This is a genomic window from Streptomyces sparsogenes subsp. cuspidosporus, assembly GCF_039532705.1.
Lineage (GTDB): Bacteria > Actinomycetota > Actinomycetes > Streptomycetales > Streptomycetaceae > Streptomyces > Streptomyces sparsogenes.
In genome coordinates this window covers 75030-95320 of record NZ_BAAASD010000014.1, presented here as the reverse complement: position 1 = coordinate 95320, position 20291 = coordinate 75030, and the positions used below count along the sequence as shown (strand labels likewise).

General features: G+C 69.5%; 18 protein-coding genes and 2 pseudogenes. 14 read left to right on the top strand and 6 right to left on the bottom strand.

Features of this window, described 5'->3' with window-relative positions; all coding sequences use genetic code 11:
• Window positions 1-131: 131 nt before the first annotated feature.
• Complete coding sequence (locus ABFY07_RS18775; protein ID WP_346175589.1) at window positions 132-557, bottom strand: hypothetical protein; 426 nt, start codon at window positions 555-557, stop codon at window positions 132-134.
• Between the two features lie 182 nt (window positions 558-739).
• Between ABFY07_RS18775 and ABFY07_RS18770 the strand changes: the two genes are divergently transcribed.
• Window positions 740-1867: a chitinase gene (locus ABFY07_RS18770; protein WP_346175588.1), complete on the top strand. Its 1128-nt coding sequence runs from the start codon at window positions 740-742 to the stop codon at window positions 1865-1867.
• A gap of 117 nt (window positions 1868-1984) precedes the next feature.
• On the opposite strand, the gene ABFY07_RS18765 is transcribed toward ABFY07_RS18770, so the two are convergent.
• Window positions 1985-3646: a fumarate hydratase gene (locus tag ABFY07_RS18765; RefSeq protein WP_346175587.1), complete on the bottom strand. Its 1662-nt coding sequence runs from the start codon at window positions 3644-3646 to the stop codon at window positions 1985-1987.
• Between the two features lie 216 nt (window positions 3647-3862).
• Between ABFY07_RS18765 and ABFY07_RS18760 the strand changes: the two genes are divergently transcribed.
• Complete coding sequence (locus ABFY07_RS18760; RefSeq protein WP_428836958.1) at window positions 3863-4540, top strand: DUF1707 SHOCT-like domain-containing protein; 678 nt, start codon at window positions 3863-3865, stop codon at window positions 4538-4540.
• A gap of 149 nt (window positions 4541-4689) precedes the next feature.
• Window positions 4690-5046 (top strand): WhiB family transcriptional regulator, encoded by a 357-nt coding sequence (locus tag ABFY07_RS18755; RefSeq protein ID WP_014176756.1) that lies wholly within the window; start codon window positions 4690-4692, stop codon window positions 5044-5046.
• Between the two features lie 105 nt (window positions 5047-5151).
• Here ABFY07_RS18755 and glpX read toward each other — a convergent pair whose 3' ends face one another.
• On the bottom strand, window positions 5152-6183 hold the full coding sequence (gene glpX / locus ABFY07_RS18750; protein WP_065963962.1) for a class II fructose-bisphosphatase: 1032 nt from the start codon (window positions 6181-6183) through the stop codon (window positions 5152-5154).
• A 171-nt stretch (window positions 6184-6354) separates the two neighbouring features.
• Between glpX and ABFY07_RS18745 the strand changes: the two genes are divergently transcribed.
• The gene (locus ABFY07_RS18745) at window positions 6355-6897 is read left to right on the top strand and encodes a DUF4245 domain-containing protein (RefSeq protein WP_079151071.1); all 543 of its coding nucleotides are present in this window, start codon (window positions 6355-6357) and stop codon (window positions 6895-6897) included.
• Window positions 6898-7057: 160 nt separating this feature from the next.
• On the opposite strand, the gene ABFY07_RS18740 is transcribed toward ABFY07_RS18745, so the two are convergent.
• Window positions 7058-7345 carry an exodeoxyribonuclease VII small subunit gene (locus ABFY07_RS18740; RefSeq protein ID WP_346175586.1) on the bottom strand — a complete coding sequence of 96 codons (288 nt, stop codon included), beginning with the start codon at window positions 7343-7345 and terminating at the stop codon, window positions 7058-7060.
• A gap of 10 nt (window positions 7346-7355) precedes the next feature.
• Entirely contained in the window at window positions 7356-8702 is a 1347-nt protein-coding gene (gene xseA / locus ABFY07_RS18735; protein WP_346175585.1) for an exodeoxyribonuclease VII large subunit, read from the bottom strand.
• Window positions 8703-8757: 55 nt separating this feature from the next.
• Here xseA and ABFY07_RS18730 point away from each other — a divergent pair, with 55 nt between their 5' ends.
• Together ABFY07_RS18730 and ppgK are read left to right on the top strand one after the other, a co-directional pair.
• Window positions 8758-9774, top strand: a complete 1017-nt coding sequence (locus tag ABFY07_RS18730) for a 4-hydroxy-3-methylbut-2-enyl diphosphate reductase (protein WP_346175584.1) — start codon at window positions 8758-8760, stop codon at window positions 9772-9774.
• Window positions 9771-10655: a polyphosphate--glucose phosphotransferase gene (gene ppgK / locus ABFY07_RS18725; protein ID WP_346175583.1), complete on the top strand. Its 885-nt coding sequence runs from the start codon at window positions 9771-9773 to the stop codon at window positions 10653-10655. Before ABFY07_RS18730 ends, ppgK begins: the two co-directional genes overlap by 4 nt.
• Window positions 10656-10725: 70 nt before the next feature.
• Here the strand turns inward: ppgK and ABFY07_RS18720 are convergent.
• A pseudogene (locus ABFY07_RS18720) lies at window positions 10726-10956 on the bottom strand (DUF6542 domain-containing protein); the annotation flags it as partial.
• A 455-nt stretch (window positions 10957-11411) separates the two neighbouring features.
• Here ABFY07_RS18720 and ychF point away from each other — a divergent pair.
• From ychF to ABFY07_RS18680, 8 genes and pseudogenes are all read left to right on the top strand, one after another.
• A complete protein-coding gene (gene ychF / locus ABFY07_RS18715; protein WP_346175582.1) occupies window positions 11412-12500 on the top strand; it encodes a redox-regulated ATPase YchF in 1089 nt (362 codons plus the stop codon).
• Window positions 12501-13144: 644 nt separating this feature from the next.
• Complete coding sequence (locus ABFY07_RS18710; protein ID WP_346175581.1) at window positions 13145-13768, top strand: Crp/Fnr family transcriptional regulator; 624 nt, start codon at window positions 13145-13147, stop codon at window positions 13766-13768.
• 81 nt (window positions 13769-13849) lie between these two features.
• A complete protein-coding gene (locus ABFY07_RS18705; protein ID WP_346175580.1) occupies window positions 13850-14626 on the top strand; it encodes a nucleotidyl cyclase domain-containing protein in 777 nt (258 codons plus the stop codon).
• Complete coding sequence (locus ABFY07_RS18700; RefSeq protein WP_346175579.1) at window positions 14619-16793, top strand: hypothetical protein; 2175 nt, start codon at window positions 14619-14621, stop codon at window positions 16791-16793. Before ABFY07_RS18705 ends, ABFY07_RS18700 begins: the two co-directional genes overlap by 8 nt.
• 71 nt (window positions 16794-16864) lie before the next feature.
• Window positions 16865-17938 carry a hypothetical protein gene (locus tag ABFY07_RS18695; protein ID WP_346175578.1) on the top strand — a complete coding sequence of 358 codons (1074 nt, stop codon included), beginning with the start codon at window positions 16865-16867 and terminating at the stop codon, window positions 17936-17938.
• Complete coding sequence (locus tag ABFY07_RS18690) at window positions 17931-19235, top strand: DUF4407 domain-containing protein (protein ID WP_346175577.1); 1305 nt, start codon at window positions 17931-17933, stop codon at window positions 19233-19235. Before ABFY07_RS18695 ends, ABFY07_RS18690 begins: the two co-directional genes overlap by 8 nt.
• A gap of 74 nt (window positions 19236-19309) precedes the next feature.
• Complete coding sequence (locus ABFY07_RS18685) at window positions 19310-19825, top strand: Pycsar system effector family protein (RefSeq protein WP_346175576.1); 516 nt, start codon at window positions 19310-19312, stop codon at window positions 19823-19825.
• A gap of 131 nt (window positions 19826-19956) precedes the next feature.
• Window positions 19957-20259: pseudogene (locus tag ABFY07_RS18680) on the top strand (hypothetical protein); the annotation flags it as partial.
• Window positions 20260-20291 lie beyond the last annotated feature (32 nt).

Below are 20291 nucleotides of genomic sequence, written 5' to 3'. Positions count from 1 at the left end.
GGCCGCCTTGGACACCGCGCGCCCCGTCGCTCCCCGGCCCCGCCGCCCCCGCGGCCAGGGGTGCGGCCGGGGCTCGGCGGCCGGGTGCCTGCGGCGGCGCGGACGCGGCAGCCTCGGCTGCCAGCCGCCGCTCATCGGGCCCCGGCCCCCGTCCGGCGCTCGGCGTGCCGGGCGGTTCCCGCCGTGGCCGAGGGGATACGGGCCTTGGTGTGGCCGCGCCGGGTGTCCTTCGAGTCCCGTCCGGCCGGGCCGGTCGTGGCGCCGCTGTCGGGGAGCTGGGTGTCGGGGGCGACGGCGGTGCCGCCGGAGAAACCCGCTCCCAGCAGGGCGGTGTATCCGAGGACGACGCTCCCCGCGACCACGCCCGCGTGCCGCAGCAGGCGGGCGCGGCGCCCGGAGAGGTCGACGAACACCGGCCCCTCCGCGGCCTCGGCCGCGGCCGTGTCCGGAGCCTCGTCGGTGGCTTCGTCCGGAGCCTTGTCCATGGTCTCGTCGGGAGCCCCGTCGGGAGTCAGTAGGCGGGTCGGCATGCGCTCGGCCACGTCTGATTGATCCATGAGCCCGAGGCTAATGCAGCAAATAGGATTTTCCGCATATAGGTAAACAATGCGGTGTGTCATAGCCCATGACGGTTCATTCGGTGTGCGAGCTTGGGAGAGCGGAACAAGCGCCGCGCCCCGGAGGCCGGCAGAGCCTCCGGGGCGGGCCCCGGCCCCGTCACGGAAGGAGCGCACATCGCGTGAGGGCCCTCTCCACCCCGCGCCTGGGCGGCTACACCACGCTCGCCGCGACGCTCTGCGCCGCCATCGCCGTATGGGCCGGTGGCGAACGTCCGCCCCCGCCGCCCGCGACCCCGTCCGCGCACTCGCCCACCTCCGCCCGCCCGTCCGCGCCGGCTGCTCCGTCGGTGCTGGCTCCTCCGTCCGCCCCGCCGCGCCCGCCGGCCCCGGCCCGCCCGTCCGCGCCCCCGCCGGCCCGCCCCGGCGCCCCGTTCGTGCCGTACGTCAGCGCGTGGGCGGCCACCGGGTACGACATGGCCGCGGCCGCCGCGCGCGGCGTCAAGGAGTTCGCCCTCGGGTTCGTCGTCGCGGGCAGGGGCTGCGCCCCCGTGTGGGACGGCGGGATCCCGCTCGCCGACCGGGCCCTGATGGCCCGTATCGCCGCCGCGCGCCGGGCCGGGGGCGATGTGCGGGTCTCCTTCGGCGGGGCGGGCAGCCGGGAACTGGCCACGATCTGCCCCGGCGTGCCGCAACTCGCCGCCGCGTACGCTGCGGTGATCGACCGTTACGGCTTCACCAAGGCCGACTTCGACATCGAGGGCCCCGCCCTCGCCGACCCCGTCTCCGCCACCCGCCGGGCGCGGGCCATCGCCTGGCTCCAGCGCGCCCGCCCGGACCTGGACGTCTCCTTCACCCTGCCCGCCATGCCCTGGGGGCTGACCGACGACAGCAGCGCCCTGCTCGCCAACGCCCGGGCCCAGGGCGTCGCCGTCTCCGGCGTGAACATCATGGCCATGAACTACGGCGGCGAGCACACCGGCGACATGGGCCGCTACGCCGTCCAGGCCGCCATCAACGCCCACGGCCGGATCCGCGGCGTCCTCGGCCTCTCCGAGGCCGCGGCCTGGAAGACCCTCACCGTGACCCCAATGATCGGGGTCAACGACGTCTCCGGAGAGGTCTTCACGCTCAAGGACGCCGCCGTCCTCGCCCGCTTCGCCGCGGCCAAGGGCATCGGCCGGCTGTCCATGTGGTCCGCCGAACGCGACCGCCCGTGCCCCCCACGCGCCACCACCCCCCGCCCGGCCCCCACCTGCAGCGGTGTGGCCCAGCGCCCGGGGGCGTTCGAGGCGATACTGACCGGCTGACCCGGCGGCCGTCCCTTTCCCGATGGCCGCCCTCGCATTGTTCGGCCCTGGGGGGCCTCGCAAGCTTCGGGCGGCCGCGCCGGACTCCGTCCGTCGGGTGGTCGCCGTCGACTGTCGCTACGCTCCCGGGCGCACCGGGATGCTGGTGACGAACGGCTGGGACGGGCCCGGGTCGGTGAAGAAGTCGTTCCCCTTGTCGTCCACCACGACGAACGCCGGGAAGTCCTCCACCTCGATCTTCCAGACCGCCTCCATGCCCAGCTCCGCGTACTCCAGGACCTCCACCTTCTTGATGCAGTCCTGGGCCAGCCGCGCCGCCGGGCCGCCGATCGAGCCGAGGTAGAAGCCGCCGTGCGCCTGGCAGGCCTCGGTGACCTGCTTGGAGCGGTTCCCCTTGGCCAACATGACGTACGAGCCGCCGGCCGCCTGGAACTGCTCGACGTACGCGTCCATACGGCCCGCCGTCGTCGGTCCGAAGGACCCGGAGGCGTATCCCTCGGGGGTCTTGGCCGGGCCCGCGTAGTAGACGGCGTGGTCGCGCAGGTACTGCGGCATCTCCTCGCCCGCGTCCAGCCGCTCCTTGATCTTCGCGTGCGCGATGTCGCGGGCGACGACCAGCGGGCCGGTGAGCGAGAGCCGGGTCTTGACCGGGTACTTGGTCAGCTCCGCCCGGATCTCGTCCATCGGCCGGTTGAGGTCGATGCGGACCACGTCGTCGTCCGACAGGTGCTCGTCGGTGGTCTCCGGCAGGTACTTGGCCGGATCGGTCTCCAGCTGCTCCAGGAAGACGCCCTCGGGGGTGATCTTCGCCAGCGCCTGGCGGTCGGCGGAGCAGGAGACCGCGATGGCCACCGGGCAGGACGCGCCGTGGCGGGGCAGCCGCACCACCCGGACGTCATGGCAGAAGTACTTGCCGCCGAACTGCGCGCCGATCCCGATCCGCTGCGTCAGCTCGAAGACCTTCTCCTCCAGCTCCTGGTCGCGGAAGCCGTGACCGGTGGGGGAGCCCTCGGTGGGCAGCTCGTCCAGGTAGTGCGCCGAGGCGTACTTCGCGGTCTTGAGCGCGTACTCGGCGCTGGTGCCGCCGACCACGATCGCCAGGTGGTACGGCGGGCAGGCCGCCGTGCCCAGCGAGCGGATCTTCTCCTCCAGGAACTTCATCATCGAGGCCTCGTTGAGGACCGCCTTCGTCTCCTGGTAGAGGAAGGACTTGTTGGCCGAGCCGCCGCCCTTGGCCATGAAGAGGAACTTGTACGCGCCGCCGTCGGTCGCGTACAGCTCGATCTGCGCGGGCAGGTTGGAGCCGGTGTTCTTCTCGTCCCACATGGTCAGCGGGGCCATCTGGGAGTAGCGCAGGTTGAGCTTGGTGTACGCGTCGTACACGCCACGCGACAGCGCCTCCTCGTCGCCGCCCTCGGTCAGCACGTTCTGCCCGCGCTTGCCCATGACGATGGCGGTGCCGGTGTCCTGGCACATCGGGAGCACGCCGGCGGCCGCGATGTTGGCGTTCTTCAGCAGGTCGAGCGCGACGAAGCGGTCGTTCGGGCTGGCCTCGGGGTCGTCCAGGATGCGGCGCAGCTGGGCGAGGTGGGCGGGGCGCAGATAGTGCGAGATGTCGTGCATCGCCTCGGCCGCGAGCCTGCGCAGCGCCTCCGGCTCGACCTTGAGGAACGTACGCCCGCCGGCCTCGAAGGTGCTCACGCCCTCGGAGGTCACCAGGCGGTAGGGGGTGGTGTCCTCGCCCAGGGGCAGCAGGTCCGAATAGGCAAACTCTGGCACGGCCATTCCTCACTCGACGGGGCTGGGGCTGACGTCGTCGACAGCGGACACCAGCGTAGAACGGCGCGGGACGGCCGGATCTGTGAGGTGGGGCATAAGACCGCCTTGCGGCGGGTGCGGCCCCGCCACGCCGGACTCCGTCCGGCGAGTCTCCCCAGTCCTATTTCGCGATGTATCGCGAGTGGTTAATCTGGTCGGGTGACTGAGCAGCAGCCGGTGCCCCTGACGAAGACCATCCCCGCCCCCGCGCCTGGCGCGCCCGCGTCCAGCGCGGAGTTGCGGGCCTCGGACGCGGACCGCGACCGGATCGCGGACATCCTGCGCGAGGCGCTGGCCGAGGGGAGGCTGGACCCGGAGGAGCACGCTGAGCGGATCGACGCGACGTACCGGGCCAAGACCGTCGGCGAGCTGGAGCCCCTGGTCCGCGATCTGCCGGCTGTCGGGGCGGCCGACCGGGCCGCCGGGGCGTCCCCGGTGCCGGGGGCGGGGGCGGGCGGCCGGGGCCCGCAGGAGGCCCGTGCCCTGCCCGCCACGGACAACCTCGTGGCCGTCTTCGGCGGCGCGATGCGCAAGGGCCGCTGGCGGGTGCGGCGCACCACCAACGTCCTCGCTCTCTTCGGCGGCGTGGAGATCGATCTGACCGAGGCGCTGTTCGAGCAGCGGGAGATCGTCATCAACGTCTCCGCCGTCTTCGGCGGGGTGGAGATCAAGGTCCCGGAGAACGTCACCGTCAGCGGCGGCGGCGCGGGCGTCTTCGGCGGATTCGACATCAAGGGGTACGAGGCGCCGGATCCGGACGCCCCGGTCGTCGTGGTGCGGGGATTCGCCTTGTTCGGCGGTGTCGAGGCCACACGAAAGCGCGGAAAACGCCTGAAGAACCTACGTGCATATTGAATTTCCGGCCGGGGCAACGGTGTGCATAAGCACGCGCACAGCGGGTAAGGCTTGGTGCATCGTCTCCCGTACGGCTGATGGGGGTGCTAACGGGCCGTACGGGCGAGGCGGGCAAGGGTGACCACCGGAGCCGTCGTCAGGAGTAGACCGTGCTGCAACCGCATCAGCCCCTGCTGGACGCCGCCGTGCCCCCGCAGCGCATCCCCGCGCGGGATCAGGCAGGGCCCTGGCACTCGGAGGCGGTGTGCCGCCGGGACGAGGCCGGGCTGTTCTTCGCTCCCTCGAAGGAGCCCACGGCTGCGCGGCTGTCGCGGGAGGAGGCCGCCAAGCGCGTCTGCGCGCGCTGCCCGGTCATGGTCGAGTGCCGGGAGCACGCCCTGCTGCAGCCCGAGCCGTACGGGGTGTGGGGCGGGCTGACCGCCGCCGAGCGCCGGGTCGTGCTGGCCCGCCGGCGCCGCCGCGAGGCGGAGCTGCAGCGCGCCGTGCGGGTGGCGGCCGCGGGCTGACGGAGGTCGCGGCGAGCCGGGTCCTCGTAGGCGGCGGGCCGGGCCCCGCGAAAAAAGGGGGGTCTGGGCCCCGCCGGGAGGAGGGGCCCCGCCTGTGCGTGCCCGCTACCGCGCGCGGTCGAAGTCGACCGAGGCGTAGGCGCGCAGCTTGGACAGCCGGTGGACCGAGTCGATCTGCCGGATGGTCCCCGACTTGGAGCGCATCACCAGCGACTGGGTGGTCGCGGTCTCCGCGCGGTACCGCACCCCGCGCAGCAGATCGCCGTCGGTGATCCCGGTGGCGACGAAGAACACGTTGTCGCCGCTGACCAGGTCGTCCGTCTCCAGCACCTTGTCGAGGTCGTGGCCCGCGTCGATGGCGCGCTGCCGCTCCTCGTCGTCCTTGGGCCACAGCTGCGCCTGGATGGTGCCGCCCAGGCACTTGATCGCGCAGGCCGCGATGATGCCCTCCGGCGTGCCGCCGATGCCCAGCAGCAGATCCGCGCCGGCGCCCTCGCGCGCGGCCATGATCGCGCCGGCCACGTCGCCGTCGGAGATGAACTTGATCCGGGCGCCCGCCTCCCGGATCTCCTTGACGATGTTCTCGTGCCGGGGCCGGTCGAGCACGACCACCGTGACGTCCTCGGGGCTGGACTTCTTCGCCTTCGCGATCCGGCGGATGTTGACCCCCGGCGGCGCGGTGATGTCGACGAACTCGGCCGCCTCGGGGCCGGTGGCCAGCTTGTTCATGTAGAACACCGCGGACGGGTCGAACATGGTGCCGCGCTCGGCGACGGCCAGCACGGACACCGCGTTCGCCATGCCCTTGGCGGTGAGCGTGGTGCCGTCCACCGGGTCCACGGCCACGTCGCACTCCGGGCCGGTCCCGTCGCCCACCCGCTCCCCGTTGAAGAGCATGGGCGCTTCGTCCTTCTCGCCTTCGCCGATCACGACGACACCGTTCATGGAGACGGTGTGCACGAGGGAGCGCATGGCCTTGACGGCGGCGCCGTCGGCGCCGTTCTTGTCGCCTCGTCCCACCCAGCGACCGGAGGCCATGGCGCCGGCCTCGGTGACCCGGACCAGTTCCAGGGCCAGGTTGCGGTCGGGGGCCTCGGGGCTGACTTCCAGCTGGGACGGCAGATGATGCTCGGTCATCGGATCGCACCTTTCTGTACGGCGACGGCCGGATGTGAGGGTGATTGTGCGTTTCTGCGGGAGCTGGGGACAGCCCCCCGAAAAGCACAGTATCCGCTGATTGCGAATGTGAGCAGAGGGCCCCACGCATGAGCACGACTGCCATGAGGGACGATAGGGGGCGTGGCAGGTATGCGAGGCAAAGAGACGGTGCGGGACATGCTGCTGTCGCTGGTGGTGATAGGCGCCGTCGCAGCGGGCATCTACGTCTTCGCCATTCCGCACGACGACAGCAAGAATCCGCTCAAGACGGTCGACTACAGGGTAGAGCTGATCACCGCCCGGCGCGCGGCGCCGTACCCGGTGGCCGCCCCGGAGCCCGGCAGGCTGCCCAAGGGCTGGCGCGCGACCTCGGTGACGTACGGGCCCGAGACATCGTCGCGGCCGCAGGGCGACACGGCCTGGCACCTCGGCTTCCTCACCGCGGAGGAGGAGTACGTCGCGGTCGAGCAGAGCAACGCCAAGACGGGGCCGTACGTCGCCGAGGTCACCCAGCGGGCGAAGAAGACGGACCGGGCGCAGCGGATCGACGGCAAGGAGTGGGTCCGCTACAAGGGTGACAAGTACAACGCCCTGGTGCACACGGAGCCGGGCGTGACCACGGTGGTCACCGGCACGGCCTCGTTCGGCCAGCTGACGGAGATGGCCTCCGCGCTCACCGCGAAGAAGGGCTGACCCGACCGCCGCCGCGCCCCACCCGCGCGGGGCGGCTTGGTCCGGCTGCGGTCGGTCCGGCTGTGATCGGTCCGGCTGTGATCGGTCCGGCTGTGATCGGTCCGGCTGTGGTCACCGCACGCGCACGCCGATGGGGGCGGGCCTTGTACGGCCCGCTCCCTCAGCGGCTGTCGTCGCCGCCTTCGCCCGCCCCGGTGTCGTCCCCCTCCGCCGTCTCGGCCAGCGCCGCGTCCAGCCGCGCCCGCGCGCCCTCCAGCCAGCGGCGGCAGACCTTCGCCAGCTCCTCGCCGCGCTCCCACAGGGCGAGCGACTCCTCCAGGGTCGTCCCGCCCGCCTCCAGGCGGCGCACCACCTCGACCAGCTCGTCCCGCGCCTGCTCATAGCCGAGCGTGGACGCCTCGGCCGCGCTCCCGGCCGCCTGGGTGGCCTTCTCGTCCGTCTTCGCCATGCCGCACAGCCTATTCAGAGGGACTGACAACGTCGGAGGGGCCGACCACGCCGGAGGGGCCGGCAACCTCAGCGGGGCCGGCAACCTCAGCGGGGCCGGCAACCTCAGCGGGACCGGCAACCTCAGCGGGGCCGGCAACGTCAGCGGGACCGGCAACCGCGCGGACCGTGAACTCGCCCTCGGCGACCCGCGCCCTGAGCTTCTCCTCCGCGCTCACCTCGGCCGCGGCGCGCACCACCGACCCGTCCGCGTGCTGCAACACCGCATAGCCGCGCCGCAGGGTCGCGGCGGGCGACAGGGCCACCACCCGGGCGTGGGTGTGGGTCAGCTCCGAGTCCGCGCGGTCCAGCAGATGCCCCAGGCAGCGCCGGCCGCGGTCGAGGAGCCCGGAGACCTGCTCGGCCCGCTCGTCCACCATCCGGTGCGGCTGCCGCATGCACGGCCGCGCCAGCGCCGCCGCGAGTCCCCGCTCCTCCCGGTCCAGCAGGCCGTGCACGCTGCGCAGCGCGCGCTCGCGCAGGTGCTGGATCCGCACCAGCTCCTCGCCCACGTCCGGCACGATCTTCTTGGCCGCGTCGGTGGGGGTGGACGCCCGCAGATCGGCGACCAGGTCGAGCAGCGGCGAGTCCGGCTCGTGGCCGATCGCCGAGACCACGGGCGTGGCGCAGGCCGCCACGGCCCGCACCAGCTGCTCGTCGGAGAAGGGCAGCAGATCCTCCACGCTGCCGCCGCCGCGCGCCACGATGATCACGTCCACGTCCGGCATCGCGTCCAGCTCCTGGACGGCCTCGATCACCTGCGGCACGGCATGGACGCCCTGGACGGCGACATTGCGCACCTCGAAGCGGACCGCGGGCCAGCGCAGCCGCGCGTTCTCCAGGACGTCGCGCTCGGCGGCCGAGGCCCGCCCGCAGACCAGCCCTATCAGCTGCGGCAGGAACGGCAGCGGCTTCTTCCGGTCGGCCGCGAACAGGCCCTCGGCCGCCAGCGACTTCTTCAGCAGCTCCAGCCGGGCCAGCAGCTCGCCGATGCCGACCGGTCGGATCTCGGCGGCCCGCAGGGAGAGCTGGCCCCGCGGCGCGTACCACTCCGGCTTGGCGTGCACCACCACCCGCGCGCCCTCGGTGACCGTGTCCGCGACCTTGTCGAAGACCGCGCGGAAGCAGGTGACGGTGAGCGAGATGTCGTAACTGGGGTCGCGCAGGGTCAGGAACACCACCCCGGCGCCCGGGCGCCGGGACAGCTGGGTGATCTGCCCCTCGACCCACACCGCCCCGAGCCGGTCGATCCACCCCCCGATCAGCCGGGACACCTCGCCGACCGGGATCGGCGCCTCAGCGGACGTGTTGACAGCCATGCCCGCGAGCGTATCGGCCCTCACCGACAATTCCCCGAGTCCGCGGCCCCCTACCATGGTGACCATGACTGCATCGCCTGCCCGCCGGGTCCTGCTCGCGGCCCCCCGCGGCTACTGCGCCGGCGTGGACCGTGCCGTAATCGCCGTAGAGAAGGCCCTGGAGCAGTACGGGGCGCCGATCTACGTGCGCAAGGAGATCGTCCACAACAAGTACGTCGTGCAGACCCTCCAGAAGAAGGGCGCGATCTTCGTCGACGAGACGGAGGAGGTGCCCGAGGGATCCATTGTGATCTTCTCGGCGCACGGTGTGGCGCCGGTCGTCCATGACGAGGCCAGGCAGCGCCGGCTCGCCACCATCGACGCGACCTGCCCGCTGGTCACCAAGGTCCACAAGGAAGCCGTCCGCTTCGCCAAGGAGGACTACGACATCCTCCTGATCGGCCACGAGGGCCACGAGGAGGTCATCGGCACCAGCGGCGAGGCGCCCGACCACATCACCCTGGTCGACGGCCCGGAGGACGTGAAGAACGTCCGGGTCCGCGACGAGTCCAAGGTCGTCTGGCTGTCCCAGACCACGCTCTCCGTGGACGAGACCATGGAGACCGTGGACGCGCTCAAGGAGCGCTTCCCGGCGCTCGTCAGCCCGCCGAGCGACGACATCTGCTACGCCACGCAGAACCGCCAGGTCGCGATCAAGCAGGTCGCTGCCGAGTCCGACCTGGTGATCGTCGTCGGCTCCAAGAACTCCTCCAACTCGGTGCGGCTGGTCGAGGTCGCCCTCGGCGCCGGCGCCAAGGCCGGCCACCTGGTCGACTTCGCGAGCGAGATCGACGAGGCCTGGCTGGAGGGCGTGACGACGGTCGGCGTGACCTCGGGCGCCTCGGTGCCGGACGTGCTGGTCGAGGGCGTGCTGGAGTGGCTGGCCGAGCGCGGCTTCGCGGATGTGGAGGTCGTCCAGCCGATGCGCGAGAGCCTCACCTTCTCGCTGCCCAAGGAGCTGCGGCGCGACCTGAGGGCGGAGGCGGCGGCCGCGGTGGCCGCTCCCTCCCAGGCCCCCTCCCAGGACGCATGACCGCCCGGCCGGAAGGCCCGGCGGGGGCCGGCGCGCCGACCGAGGGTCACGGGCAGGTCCGGGAGCGGGCGCCGGAGCGGATCCTGGGCGTGGACATCGGCGGTTCGGGCATCAAGGGCGCGCCGGTGGACCTGGCGCGCGGCGACCTGGCCGAGGAGCGCTTCAAGGTCCTCACCCCGCAGCCGTCCACGCCCGACGCGGTCGCGGACCGGGTCCGTGAGGTCGTGGACGCCTTCGGCTGGTCCGGGCGGCCGGTCGGGGTGACCTTCCCGGGCGTGGTGACGGACGGTACGACCCGGACCGCCGCGAACGTCGACAAGGGCTGGATCGACGTCGACGCGGCGGCGCTGCTCGGCGAGCGGCTCGGCTCGCCGGTCACGGTGGTCAACGACGCGGACGCGGCCGGGATCGCGGAGATGACCTTCGGCGCCGGACGCGGCCGCAGGGGCACGGTCATCCTGCTCACCTTCGGCACCGGCATCGGCAGCGCGGTCTTCACCGCCGGACGCCTGGTGCCCAACACCGAGTTCGGCCATCTGGAGCTGCACGGCCACGAGGCGGAGAAGCGGGCCTCGTCCAAGGCCAAGGAGGACCACGACCTGAGCTGGCAGACCTGGGCGCACCGGGTGCAGAAGTACCTCGCGCACCTGGAGATGCTCTTCTCACCGGAGCTGTTCGTGATCGGCGGCGGGGTGAGCCGCAAGGCGGCGAAGTTCCTGCCGCTGATCGAGGGGATCAGGGCCGAGGTCGTGCCTGCGCGGCTGCAGAACAACGCGGGGATCGTGGGGGCCGCGATGGCGGCTCGGTCCGCGGCGGCTGATCCGGCCGGGATCCGCGACTCAGCTGCCGCTCCCACTGCTGCCGCTGGTTCCGCCGGCTGACCAGGGCGCCCTTGCGCGCCAGGACGATCAGCGAGGCCAGCAGGGTGCCGGCGTAGAGCCAGCCGGCGTTCAGCGACAGCGCGGTGAACACGCCCATCGCCTGGCCGGCCAGGCCCTCCGTCCCGTCGTTGATCGGCAGCAGCCCGAAGGCGAACGCGATCGGCGCCCCGACCGGGGCGGCGGCCAGGTCCACCGGCCGTACCCACAGCCCGCAGGCCGTGCACGCCAGCAGGAAGACCACGCCGTACGCGGTCGTGGACGCGGAGAACAGCAGCGCGTCCAGGCAGCCGAAGCCCAGCATGACCACGGTCGCCAGCAGCCCCGCGCCGAAGCCGGTGAGACGCGGGGCGGGGTAGCGCACCCCGGCCACCGCGCGCCCCACGGCGCCCACGGCCGTCGCACCGCCCGCCCGGGGCCGCCGCGCCGCTCCCTCCGGCGCGCGCGCCCCCTCGCCCGCGCCGCCTCTGTACCTGTCCCGGCCCACGTCCCTGTCGTCCGCCGCCGGGCGGGGCGGCGGGGCGTACGAGCGGCGCGGCGTACGGGTGCTGTAGTGCTCCACCCGACCAACGTAGGTCGAGGGGTGCCCGGAATCCGGCGTTGGACACGCCCTTCGCAGGACCTTGGCAGTGTGTTCGACCGATTTTCAGTCCGGCCGGGTGACGCGGAGCGGCCCCGTAGACTGGTGCATCGGCCCCGCAGCGGGCCTCGTCCCTGTCGTCACATTCTCGCTACGGGAAGTTACGGGAAGTCGCCAACGTGTCGCTCACGATCGGAATCGTCGGTCTGCCGAATGTCGGCAAGTCGACCCTGTTCAACGCCCTGACCAAGAACGACGTCCTGGCGGCCAACTACCCGTTCGCCACCATCGAGCCCAACGTCGGAGTCGTCGGCGTCCCCGACCCCCGCCTCGACACCCTCGCCGAGATCTTCGGCTCGGCCCGCAAGCTCCCCGCCACCGTCGACTTCGTCGACATCGCGGGCATCGTCAAGGGCGCCTCCGAGGGCGAGGGCCTGGGCAACAAGTTCCTGGCGAACATCCGCGAGTCCGACGCGATCTGCCAGGTCATCCGCGCCTTCAAGGACGAGAACGTCGTCCACGTCGACGGCAAGGTCTCGCCCAAGGACGACATCGAGACGATCAACACCGAGCTGATCCTCGCCGACCTCCAGACCATCGAGAAGGTGCTGCCGCGCCTGATCAAGGAGTCGCGGATCCAGAAGGACAAGCAGGCTCAGGTCAAGGCCGTCGAAGAGGCCAAGACCATCCTCGACGAGGGCCGCACCCTGTTCTCCGCCGGCATCGTCCAGGGCACCGACCGCGCGGCCGTCCTCCACGACCTGCACCTGCTCACCACCAAGCCCTTCCTCTACGTCTTCAACGTCGACGAGGACGAGCTCACCGACGACGCCTTCAAGGAAGAACAGCGCGCCCTCGTCGCCCCCGCCGAGGCGATCTTCCTCAACGCCAAGCTCGAGGCCGACCTCGCCGAGCTCGACGACGAGGAGGCCCTCGAGCTCCTCCAGTCCGTAGGCCAGGACGAACCGGGCCTCGCCACCCTCGCCCGCGTCGGCTTCGACACCCTCGGCCTGCAGACCTACCTCACCGCCGGCCCCAAGGAGTCCCGCGCCTGGACCATCAAGAAGGGCGCGACCGCCCCGGAGGCGGCCGGTGTGATCCACACCGACTTCCAGAAGGGCTTCATCAAGGCCGAGGTCATCTCCTTCGACGACCTGGTCGCCACCGGCTCGGTCGCCGAGGCCCGCGCGGCGGGGAAGGCCCGGATGGAGGGCAAGGACTATGTGATGCGGGACGGCGACGTGGTGGAGTTCCGCTTCAACGTGTAGCAGTCGCCATGGCATCAACGTGGTGATCTGGCCAGACACGCAGTTCAGGCGGGGTCGGCCCCAATGGGGCCGACCCCGCCGCCGTGTCCGTTGCCGGATCTGTGCTGGACCACCTGACGCCTCCGCCGCCTGTCGTCAGTCCTGGTCATCCCTACCACTGCTGGACATGTGCCGGCCGGTCCGGGATTGGTCGGCGTCCTGCCGGGCTGGGACGGTCATTGGCCCGCGCGGGCGCGTGATCCGGGCAGCGCGCGCCTGGGATCACTTATGCCGGGTGCATTCCGGCCGCGGGGGCGATCGGTGCGTGATGTGTATAGCGACGGCCCAATCGCGAGACAGAAAATGATCACAAGAAGCACCCTGGGAAACCTCTCGGCCGCCAAAGATCGTTTTAGGCGTCAAAGCGAAGGCGAGTACGCCTGTTCGATTAATACTGGGCAGCCAGGCGAGTAATCAAGCCACGCGCCTCCTGTCCACTTGCCTTCTCATGCCCCGGCGGCACCATGGTTTGGCTACGTGAAGAGCGCCTCGCGTCGCGGGCTGAGATGGTCGGGAGACGGATGAAGTACGCGTGGCCGCATGCCACCTTCCTGGGACGGTTGGGGAGTCGTGCCCTAGAGGATCTGTTGAGTCAGGGAACTCCAATGGAGTACCCCACTCATCGGCACCTCTTGCAACAGGGTGATCAAGGTCGGCACGTTTTGCTGCTCACCCACGGCGTGGTCAAGGTTGTGGCCAGTTCGGAGAGCGGCTATGAGATGCTGCTCGCCATCCGGGCGGCGGGTGACTTCGTGGGTGAGATGGCTGCGTTCGAGGATCGCCCCCGATCCGGAACCGTCATCGCGTGCAGTGACGTGAAGGTCCGTGTCATCCAGCTGCCCGCACTGGAGAGCTTCCTCACCCGCCACCCGGACGCTATGAGGGCCATGCTGGGCATGCTGTGCGGACGATTGCGGTGGGCCAACCGGCGCCGTGTCGACTTTGGCGCCTATGACTCGCTCACCCGGCTGGCGCGGGTCATCGCGGAACTCAGTCAGGCATATGGTCAGCGCGAGACTGGCAGCGCGCTGAAAGGCAACGTGATCGGCGTGACGCTCAATCAGTCCGAACTGGCCTCGCTTGCCGGGTTGGCCAAGCCGACAGCGGAGAAGGCTCTCGCGGATCTTTCCCAACGGGGGCTGGTCAAGCGCAGCTACCGAAAGATTACGGTCTGTGACGTCCCGAAGCTGCTTGCGTTTGCCAAAGTACTTGATGAAAACCCGTACTGATATGGAATCAAGCGTCGGCGATCCTTCTAGCCTCTCTGACGGCACTTCGCGGGAAGTGTCGTCAGAGAGAGGAATGGCCGGGTGGCCGAGTGGTCCGGGTTCTACCCCTGCACATGCCTAGCCGTTGATGCCCAGGCATACGGAGGCAACAACGACCGTAGACAGTCCGAGATCCAGCATGACTTGCCGCGGCTCCTTTCCCGAGCTGCCAGGAACACCGGACTGGACCGTTCCCAGTGGCAGATTCAGCGCAAGGGGGACGAGGAACTGGCCGTCCATCCCATGGATGGCACGGAGCCGCGTCTGGTCGACGACTTCGTCCGGCACCTGGTGTCCGAACTGCGTGAGTACAACGTTCTGCGTGTCCCATCCGCACGGATGAGGCTGCGGGCCGCCATCCACCATGGTCCGGTAGAACTGGCGGACAACGGGTTCGCCGGCTCGACCGTGGTCACCACCGCACGGCTGCTCAGCTCCCGTCATCTCTACGACGCCTTGAAGGCCCACGATGGCGCCGACCTTGCGCTTCTGCTGTCCGATGACGTTTACCGGTCCACGGTGGCCGGCGGACACACCGCCCTTGCCAGCGCCGACTTCCGTCGCGTCGTCGTGCACGAGAAGGAGTGCGAGGCTGTCGCCTGGCTCCGTGTCCCGGGACACGATGCGCAGAGCCTTGGCAACGGCCCTCGCGCTGACGGGCCCGCGACTCAGGGGCCACGGCTGCCCGCCGACGACAACCGCGACAGTGGCTCAATGGTCCGCAACGACTACCGGGGCGAGCAGATCAACGTCAACAACTTCACCGCCCCCGTGGACCTGCGTGGTGGTGTCGTCGGTTTCGGGAGCACAGGTGGCTGATGACACGGCCGGGCTCAACGAGCTGCCCTTTTCCGGCCCTGAGGAGGGGCTTCTCCAGGAGCACCAAGAGAGCCCTGGCCTGACGGAGCCGCTGAGCGATGACTCGGGGCCGCACCCCCGCGCTGAGGGTGTGGAGCGGTCTGAGCCGGACGAACGAGAGGAGGACGGCAAAGGATACGACGACCTCCGCCGTGTCCTGGGGCAGCAGATCGTTCACAACAACTTCTACGCTTCCGTCGACGCGTCCGGTGCGGCGTTCGGCTTTGGTATGGCCGCCGCTCCCGGGCTCGCTCCCGGCTCGGTGACGCCGTCGGAGATCGACAAGGCCCTGCGGTACTTCCTACCCCCCCTTCCGTGCTTTGACGAGGCGTTCCGAAAGCTCGATGTGGAGCACATCGTTGTCCTGGTCGGCCAGGACAACAGCGGGCGTACTGCGGGCTCCTTCGCGCTTCTCAGAAAGGCCATGGGTACCAAGACCGGACTGCGGAGTCTGTCGCCCGCTAACTCCCTGGCGGATCTGGCGGCGTCACGTGACATCAAGACGGGGCAGGCGTACGTGATCCTCGACTACGTCGGTGAGACACACGTCGACGCGGTGCAGGCCTTCGGGATACGTCGGTTGAGTGAGGAGCTGCGCGGTAGGGGTTCTTACCTGGTGATCACGGCGTCCGAGGCCACTCGGCGACGCCTGGCGCTCCGCGACTACTGCGTTCCGTGGCACGCACCGGATCCACTTGAGCTTTTCCATCACTGCAACCAACTGCTCTCGGCACCGGTCCCACCGGACCTCGCGGAGGAGCTGCTGCAGCATGTTAAGGCGCTGCGTCGCCCAGCGGACGTCATCGCCGCGGCCACTGGACTCGCCGACGGACCGGATGTCGCGTTGAAGGCGCTTCGGGACAGCGACAGAGAGCTGGTCCGAAAGTGGTTTCACAAGGAGCCCTCTGCCGAGGATCTGCTGCCGCTGGCGGCCCTCGCGTTCCTTGAGGGAGTCCCGGAACGTACCTTCGAGCAGCATTCTGTCCAGCTCAGTACCTATGTGCGCGACTGGGAGCAGGCAGGCGAACTCCCGGTCGCAGAGCCGGACGGCGCGGCGACGACCGCACGGCGCGGCGTGGTCTTCAAGCAGACCCGCGCCCGCTGGAAGGAACAAGCGGTCGGACTTGTGCGGACTGAGCGCCGGGCCGGTCGGGGCCAGGATTCCAGCCGCAGCGAGCGGCGGATCGTCTTCCACTCGCCCCGGATCCGGGAACTGGTCATCGGTGAGCTGCACGACCTGTACGGGTACGAACTCTGGTACCCGCTGCGGCAGTGGCTCGGCAGGCTCTCCCTGGTTGACGACCTGGACGTGCGTACCGAGGTTGCCCGAGGCATCTCTTTGCTCGCCCGGCATGCTCTAGTCGAGGTGGAGGAGAATTTCCTCCAGAGCTGGGCCGGTGGCATCACCAGCCAGCGCGTGACGACGGCGCTCACGCTTCAGTTCATGTGCCAGGAGCCGCATTTGGCGCCTCAGGCGCTGAACGTGGCGCTGGGCTGGGCTGATCGCAGGGGTCCTGAGAGGGCTGTCACATCCGCCATGGCGCTCACGGGACGGATTGGGTCGCTCTACCGTCTTGAAGCGCTCAACTGGCTGTGGTTCCTGACGCATCGAGGCGAGCGGGTGGCTTCTGCCGCACGCCGTTCGCTGGTCCTCCTGCTGCAGACCGGCGAACAGGAGCCCGACCGAGCGGTGTTCATGCTTCGGTACGTACGCACTCGGATAGCCGGAACGGCCCGCCGCTCCACAGCACGTTCTCATGCGTTGCGGGCAGCCGTGCAACTGCTGGAAGCGGAACAGTTGGAGGGGGCCGGCCCGCTTCCTGCGGCGCTTCTGCAGCACGTTTCGGCGAGCGCGCGTCACCTCGGCTCGCTATGGACAAGTGTGCTGCTCAGCGTCTGCCGTCGCCGGGCCGTCGGTGCCCTTTGCCGAACCCTGGTGGCCCTGCGTGACGATCCTTCGGGTCCCGACCTCGTGCGTAATCTCGGCGAGGCGATGCGCATGGAGATGAATTCCCGGCAGTGGGACGTGCTGCGCAAGGACCTGTCCACCGCTTTGAACCACCCCGACTACGCGATCCCTGGCACCCGCCAATTGGCCCGCGTGCTCATCGGCTCGCTGAGGAGTTAGCCGATGGCGGGCAAACACCCTCATGGCCCTTTTGTCGCAGTGATTTTTTTGCCTCAAGGAGGACGAAGCAAGTGAACTACCCGGTAGTCGCCGAACACGTGCTCGGCGCAGTCCAGGGCAATTGGTGGTCGCGACGGCGCCGCCGTGATGATGTGCCGGATCTGCCGCCCGGTGCGGTGTACGTCTTCAGGGTCGGCGGAAACTACAGGCAGTTCCCCGAAGGTTTGGTGTTCGACCCCTCCCACGCCGACGTGCTGGACGCGTCATCGGTCAGCCTTGTGGACACCAGGGCGCGACTGGTGGAAGTCGAGCGCACCATTCCCTCGGTGAGCGAAGCCGACAACTTCACCATCCGGGCCTCCTTCACGTGCCAGGTCATCGACCCCACGGTCATCGCCCGACAGGGGGTCGTCGACGTGACGGTCCCGCTACGCGCCTACCTCGCGGGTGACAGTGAGTTGCCTCGGCTGAGCGCCGGACATCGCGTGGAGGAGGTCAACGTGGTGCGTAGCGAGGTGACCCGCCGCATGACCGCGTACAGCGCCATCGTGGTGCCGCGTGTCCCCGGAATGAGCGTCGAGTTCGTCGGCGCCGAAGTCCAGGTCTCGGACGATCTGCGGGACTGGGAGCAGACACTTCGAGACGAGCGTCGCTCTCAGGAGCTCATCCGTGGCCAGCGCGACTTCGAGACGCAGGACACCCAGCGAATCGCCGAGCTCCTCTCCCAGGGATCCGAATACGCAGACGCCTTCGGCATCGTCCGGGACCGCATCGACGTGGCCCAGGCGGCGGCTCGGATCCACCAGACTGCCCACGAGGAATCGGCCCGTCGCGAGCGGGCCGCTGAGGATAATCGGGCACACGCTCACGCGCAGGAGACGGCGCAAGCGCAGATGCGGCGTGAGGTCATCCTCACCTTGCTGCGGCAGATGGGTTCCACTGACGACTACATCGACTATCACCAAGCGCTCGATCAGGTGCTGCGGGACATGGGGGGACAGCTCGGGTCCAGCAACGCCGACCCGGCCGCTCGCGCCGTTGAATCCGGGCGGGATCGTCCCCGGCCCAACGCGTCCAGGCACCTGGGAGGCCCAGGGCATGCGCAGGACGGCTTCGTCAAGAATGAGGACGATCTCCTTGACTGATTCCGCGACCACAGCAGAGCCCTCTTCCTGGCGTTCTGATTCGGCGCGTCGTCTGCGTACCCTGACCGGCGTCGACGAGGACCTGCTCGCCAGGGTCCGCTACGAGCGGAGCAAGTACACGGCTCTCGGGGGAGTGGTGCTTGGCACCTCTGTCATCGCCGCGTTCTCCATGTGGAATTTCGCGACCGAGGCACTGGGTCGGGCATCTTTTTTGGCCCTGATTCCAACCGTGATCTGGATGCTCTTCATCCTCAACCTGGATCGCTGGCTGGTCACTCCTCAGCCGAACGCTCGGCGCCGGGTCGGACCACTCGTGCTGCGACTTCTGATCGCCTTGGTGCTCGGCGCCGTGATCGCCGAGCCGCTGGTGCTGCGCATCTTCGCCACCGCGGTGGAGGAGCGCGTTACGGGTCAGCGGAACAACGCGATCGACCAGCTGCGGGGGAACCTGCTGCGCTGCAACCCTGTGCCGTCCGGCACCGATACTCAGTCTCCCGCAGGCTGTGGCGGGTACGTCCTCACGTTCGGCTCGACGCCCGGCGGGCAGTCCGACGAACTCGCATCGCTCCGATCGGACGCCGCCGCGCTCCAGAAGCGCGTGGACCAGGACAACGACAAGCTCGACGTCATTGATGCGGAAGTCCGGGACGAGTGCCGGCAGCTGATCCGTGTTGCCTCCACCGGGCTGTACCAGCGGACGTCCGAGTGCTTGCGGTTGCGGGAAAAGGCGCAGGACTACCGGGTCACGCACAACACGGAGGAAAACGAGCGCCGACTGGGCGCGATGAACGATCGAATATCGCAGATGGGAGGTCAGTTGACAACCTTGCGCGGCACCTTCCTCCGGGACCGCGCCAAAGGAATTGAACAACGCCTCACGAAGGAGAGGACCAAGCAGAAGGAGATCGGTGTACTGGAGCGGATGCGTGCGCTGGATGAACTCGCCAGCGGAAACCCCGTGCTCTTCATAGGTATATGGCTGGTGCGAGCGCTCTTCGTGCTCCTCGACACACTTCCCGTGCTAGTGAAGTTCCTCAGCGGCGAGAGTGCCTACGAGCGAATGCTCACCAGCGAGAGCAACAGCGCGGTCAAGATCCATAGCGAGAGACTACGGATCGCCGAGCGCCGTGCCACGGCGGATACCGAGATCGCTCAGGACGCGATTGAGCAGGAAGTCAGACGGAGCCGGGCCGAGTCAGACGCCGCCCACCGCGAACACACGGCGGCGATGCACATTCGCGTCCGTCAGGCGGTGAGCGCGTTGGAGGATGAACTGCGGCGCACCTCGTCGGTTTGATCACCGTCCGAGTGGTAGCACGCCGCCCCGGACTTGCCCCGGGGCGGCCGCGGACGTTCATGGAAGGAGAGGGCATGTGCCCACAGCGGCTGGACGCGAGGGCCGTTCATGGCGGAGAACTCGTACGTACCCTGATCACGGAGACCCGGGAGGAGTTGCTGAAGGCGGACAGTAAAGCGGGGCTGATGCTCACCGCACTGGGGGCGGCCCTGACTGCCTTGCTCGGCACGATCAGCGCCGGTGGCATCGCACCGCAGGAGTACGCCTCAGTGTCGCAGGTGTTCTTCTGGGCAGGGTGCGCGGCATGGGTGCCGGCTCTCATAATGTTCGGTCTTGCCGTGGTACCACGTGCGGGAAAGCCACAGCAGTCGCGGGCGCACTACTTCGGGGATGCCGCGGTAACGTTCTCTGTGGGGCTGTTCGCGGATCTAGTTCAGCGAACTGACCCCAGGGAGCGGAACTTGGAGCAGTTCATGACGCTGTCGCGAACGGTATGGATCAAATACCGTTGCATACGCCAGGGGATGGCATGGAGTGCGGTGTTTCTCGTCCTCACCCCGATTGGTCTGCTGACTGGGGCATTGGCTTAACAGCGCGGTGTTCGAGACGGCCCAGGGAGCCGCGAGACACTAGCGGCTGACACCGCCCTCTCAGCGCGGCCTGACGCCAGCGGCCTGTCGGCGATCGTTGCACGTCCCGGCCTCTTGTCCTCCTTGCCGACCTGGCCGACGCGGCTGTACACAAGGCCGATCAGGGGCTCGCCTCGGCGGTCTGCAACCAGGCCGCACTCAATGGCCTCCGACCCGGCCTCCCCGAACGGGCACGCGAGATGTGCCACCAGCATGCCGCCGCCTATCTGCAGCCTGCCCGCTCCCCGGAACGGCGGCGATCCGCGTCCTGGAGCCCGTCGTCAACCTCCCCCGCCTGAAGATCCGGGCAGGCCGCGCCGATGACGGCCCGTGAGCGACTCGTTGCCCTCTATGAAGCTGTGGGCCAGGGCGCAACCGCTCAGTTCGAGACTGTCGGCCGAATCGGTGGTGGTTCCACCGGGCTCAC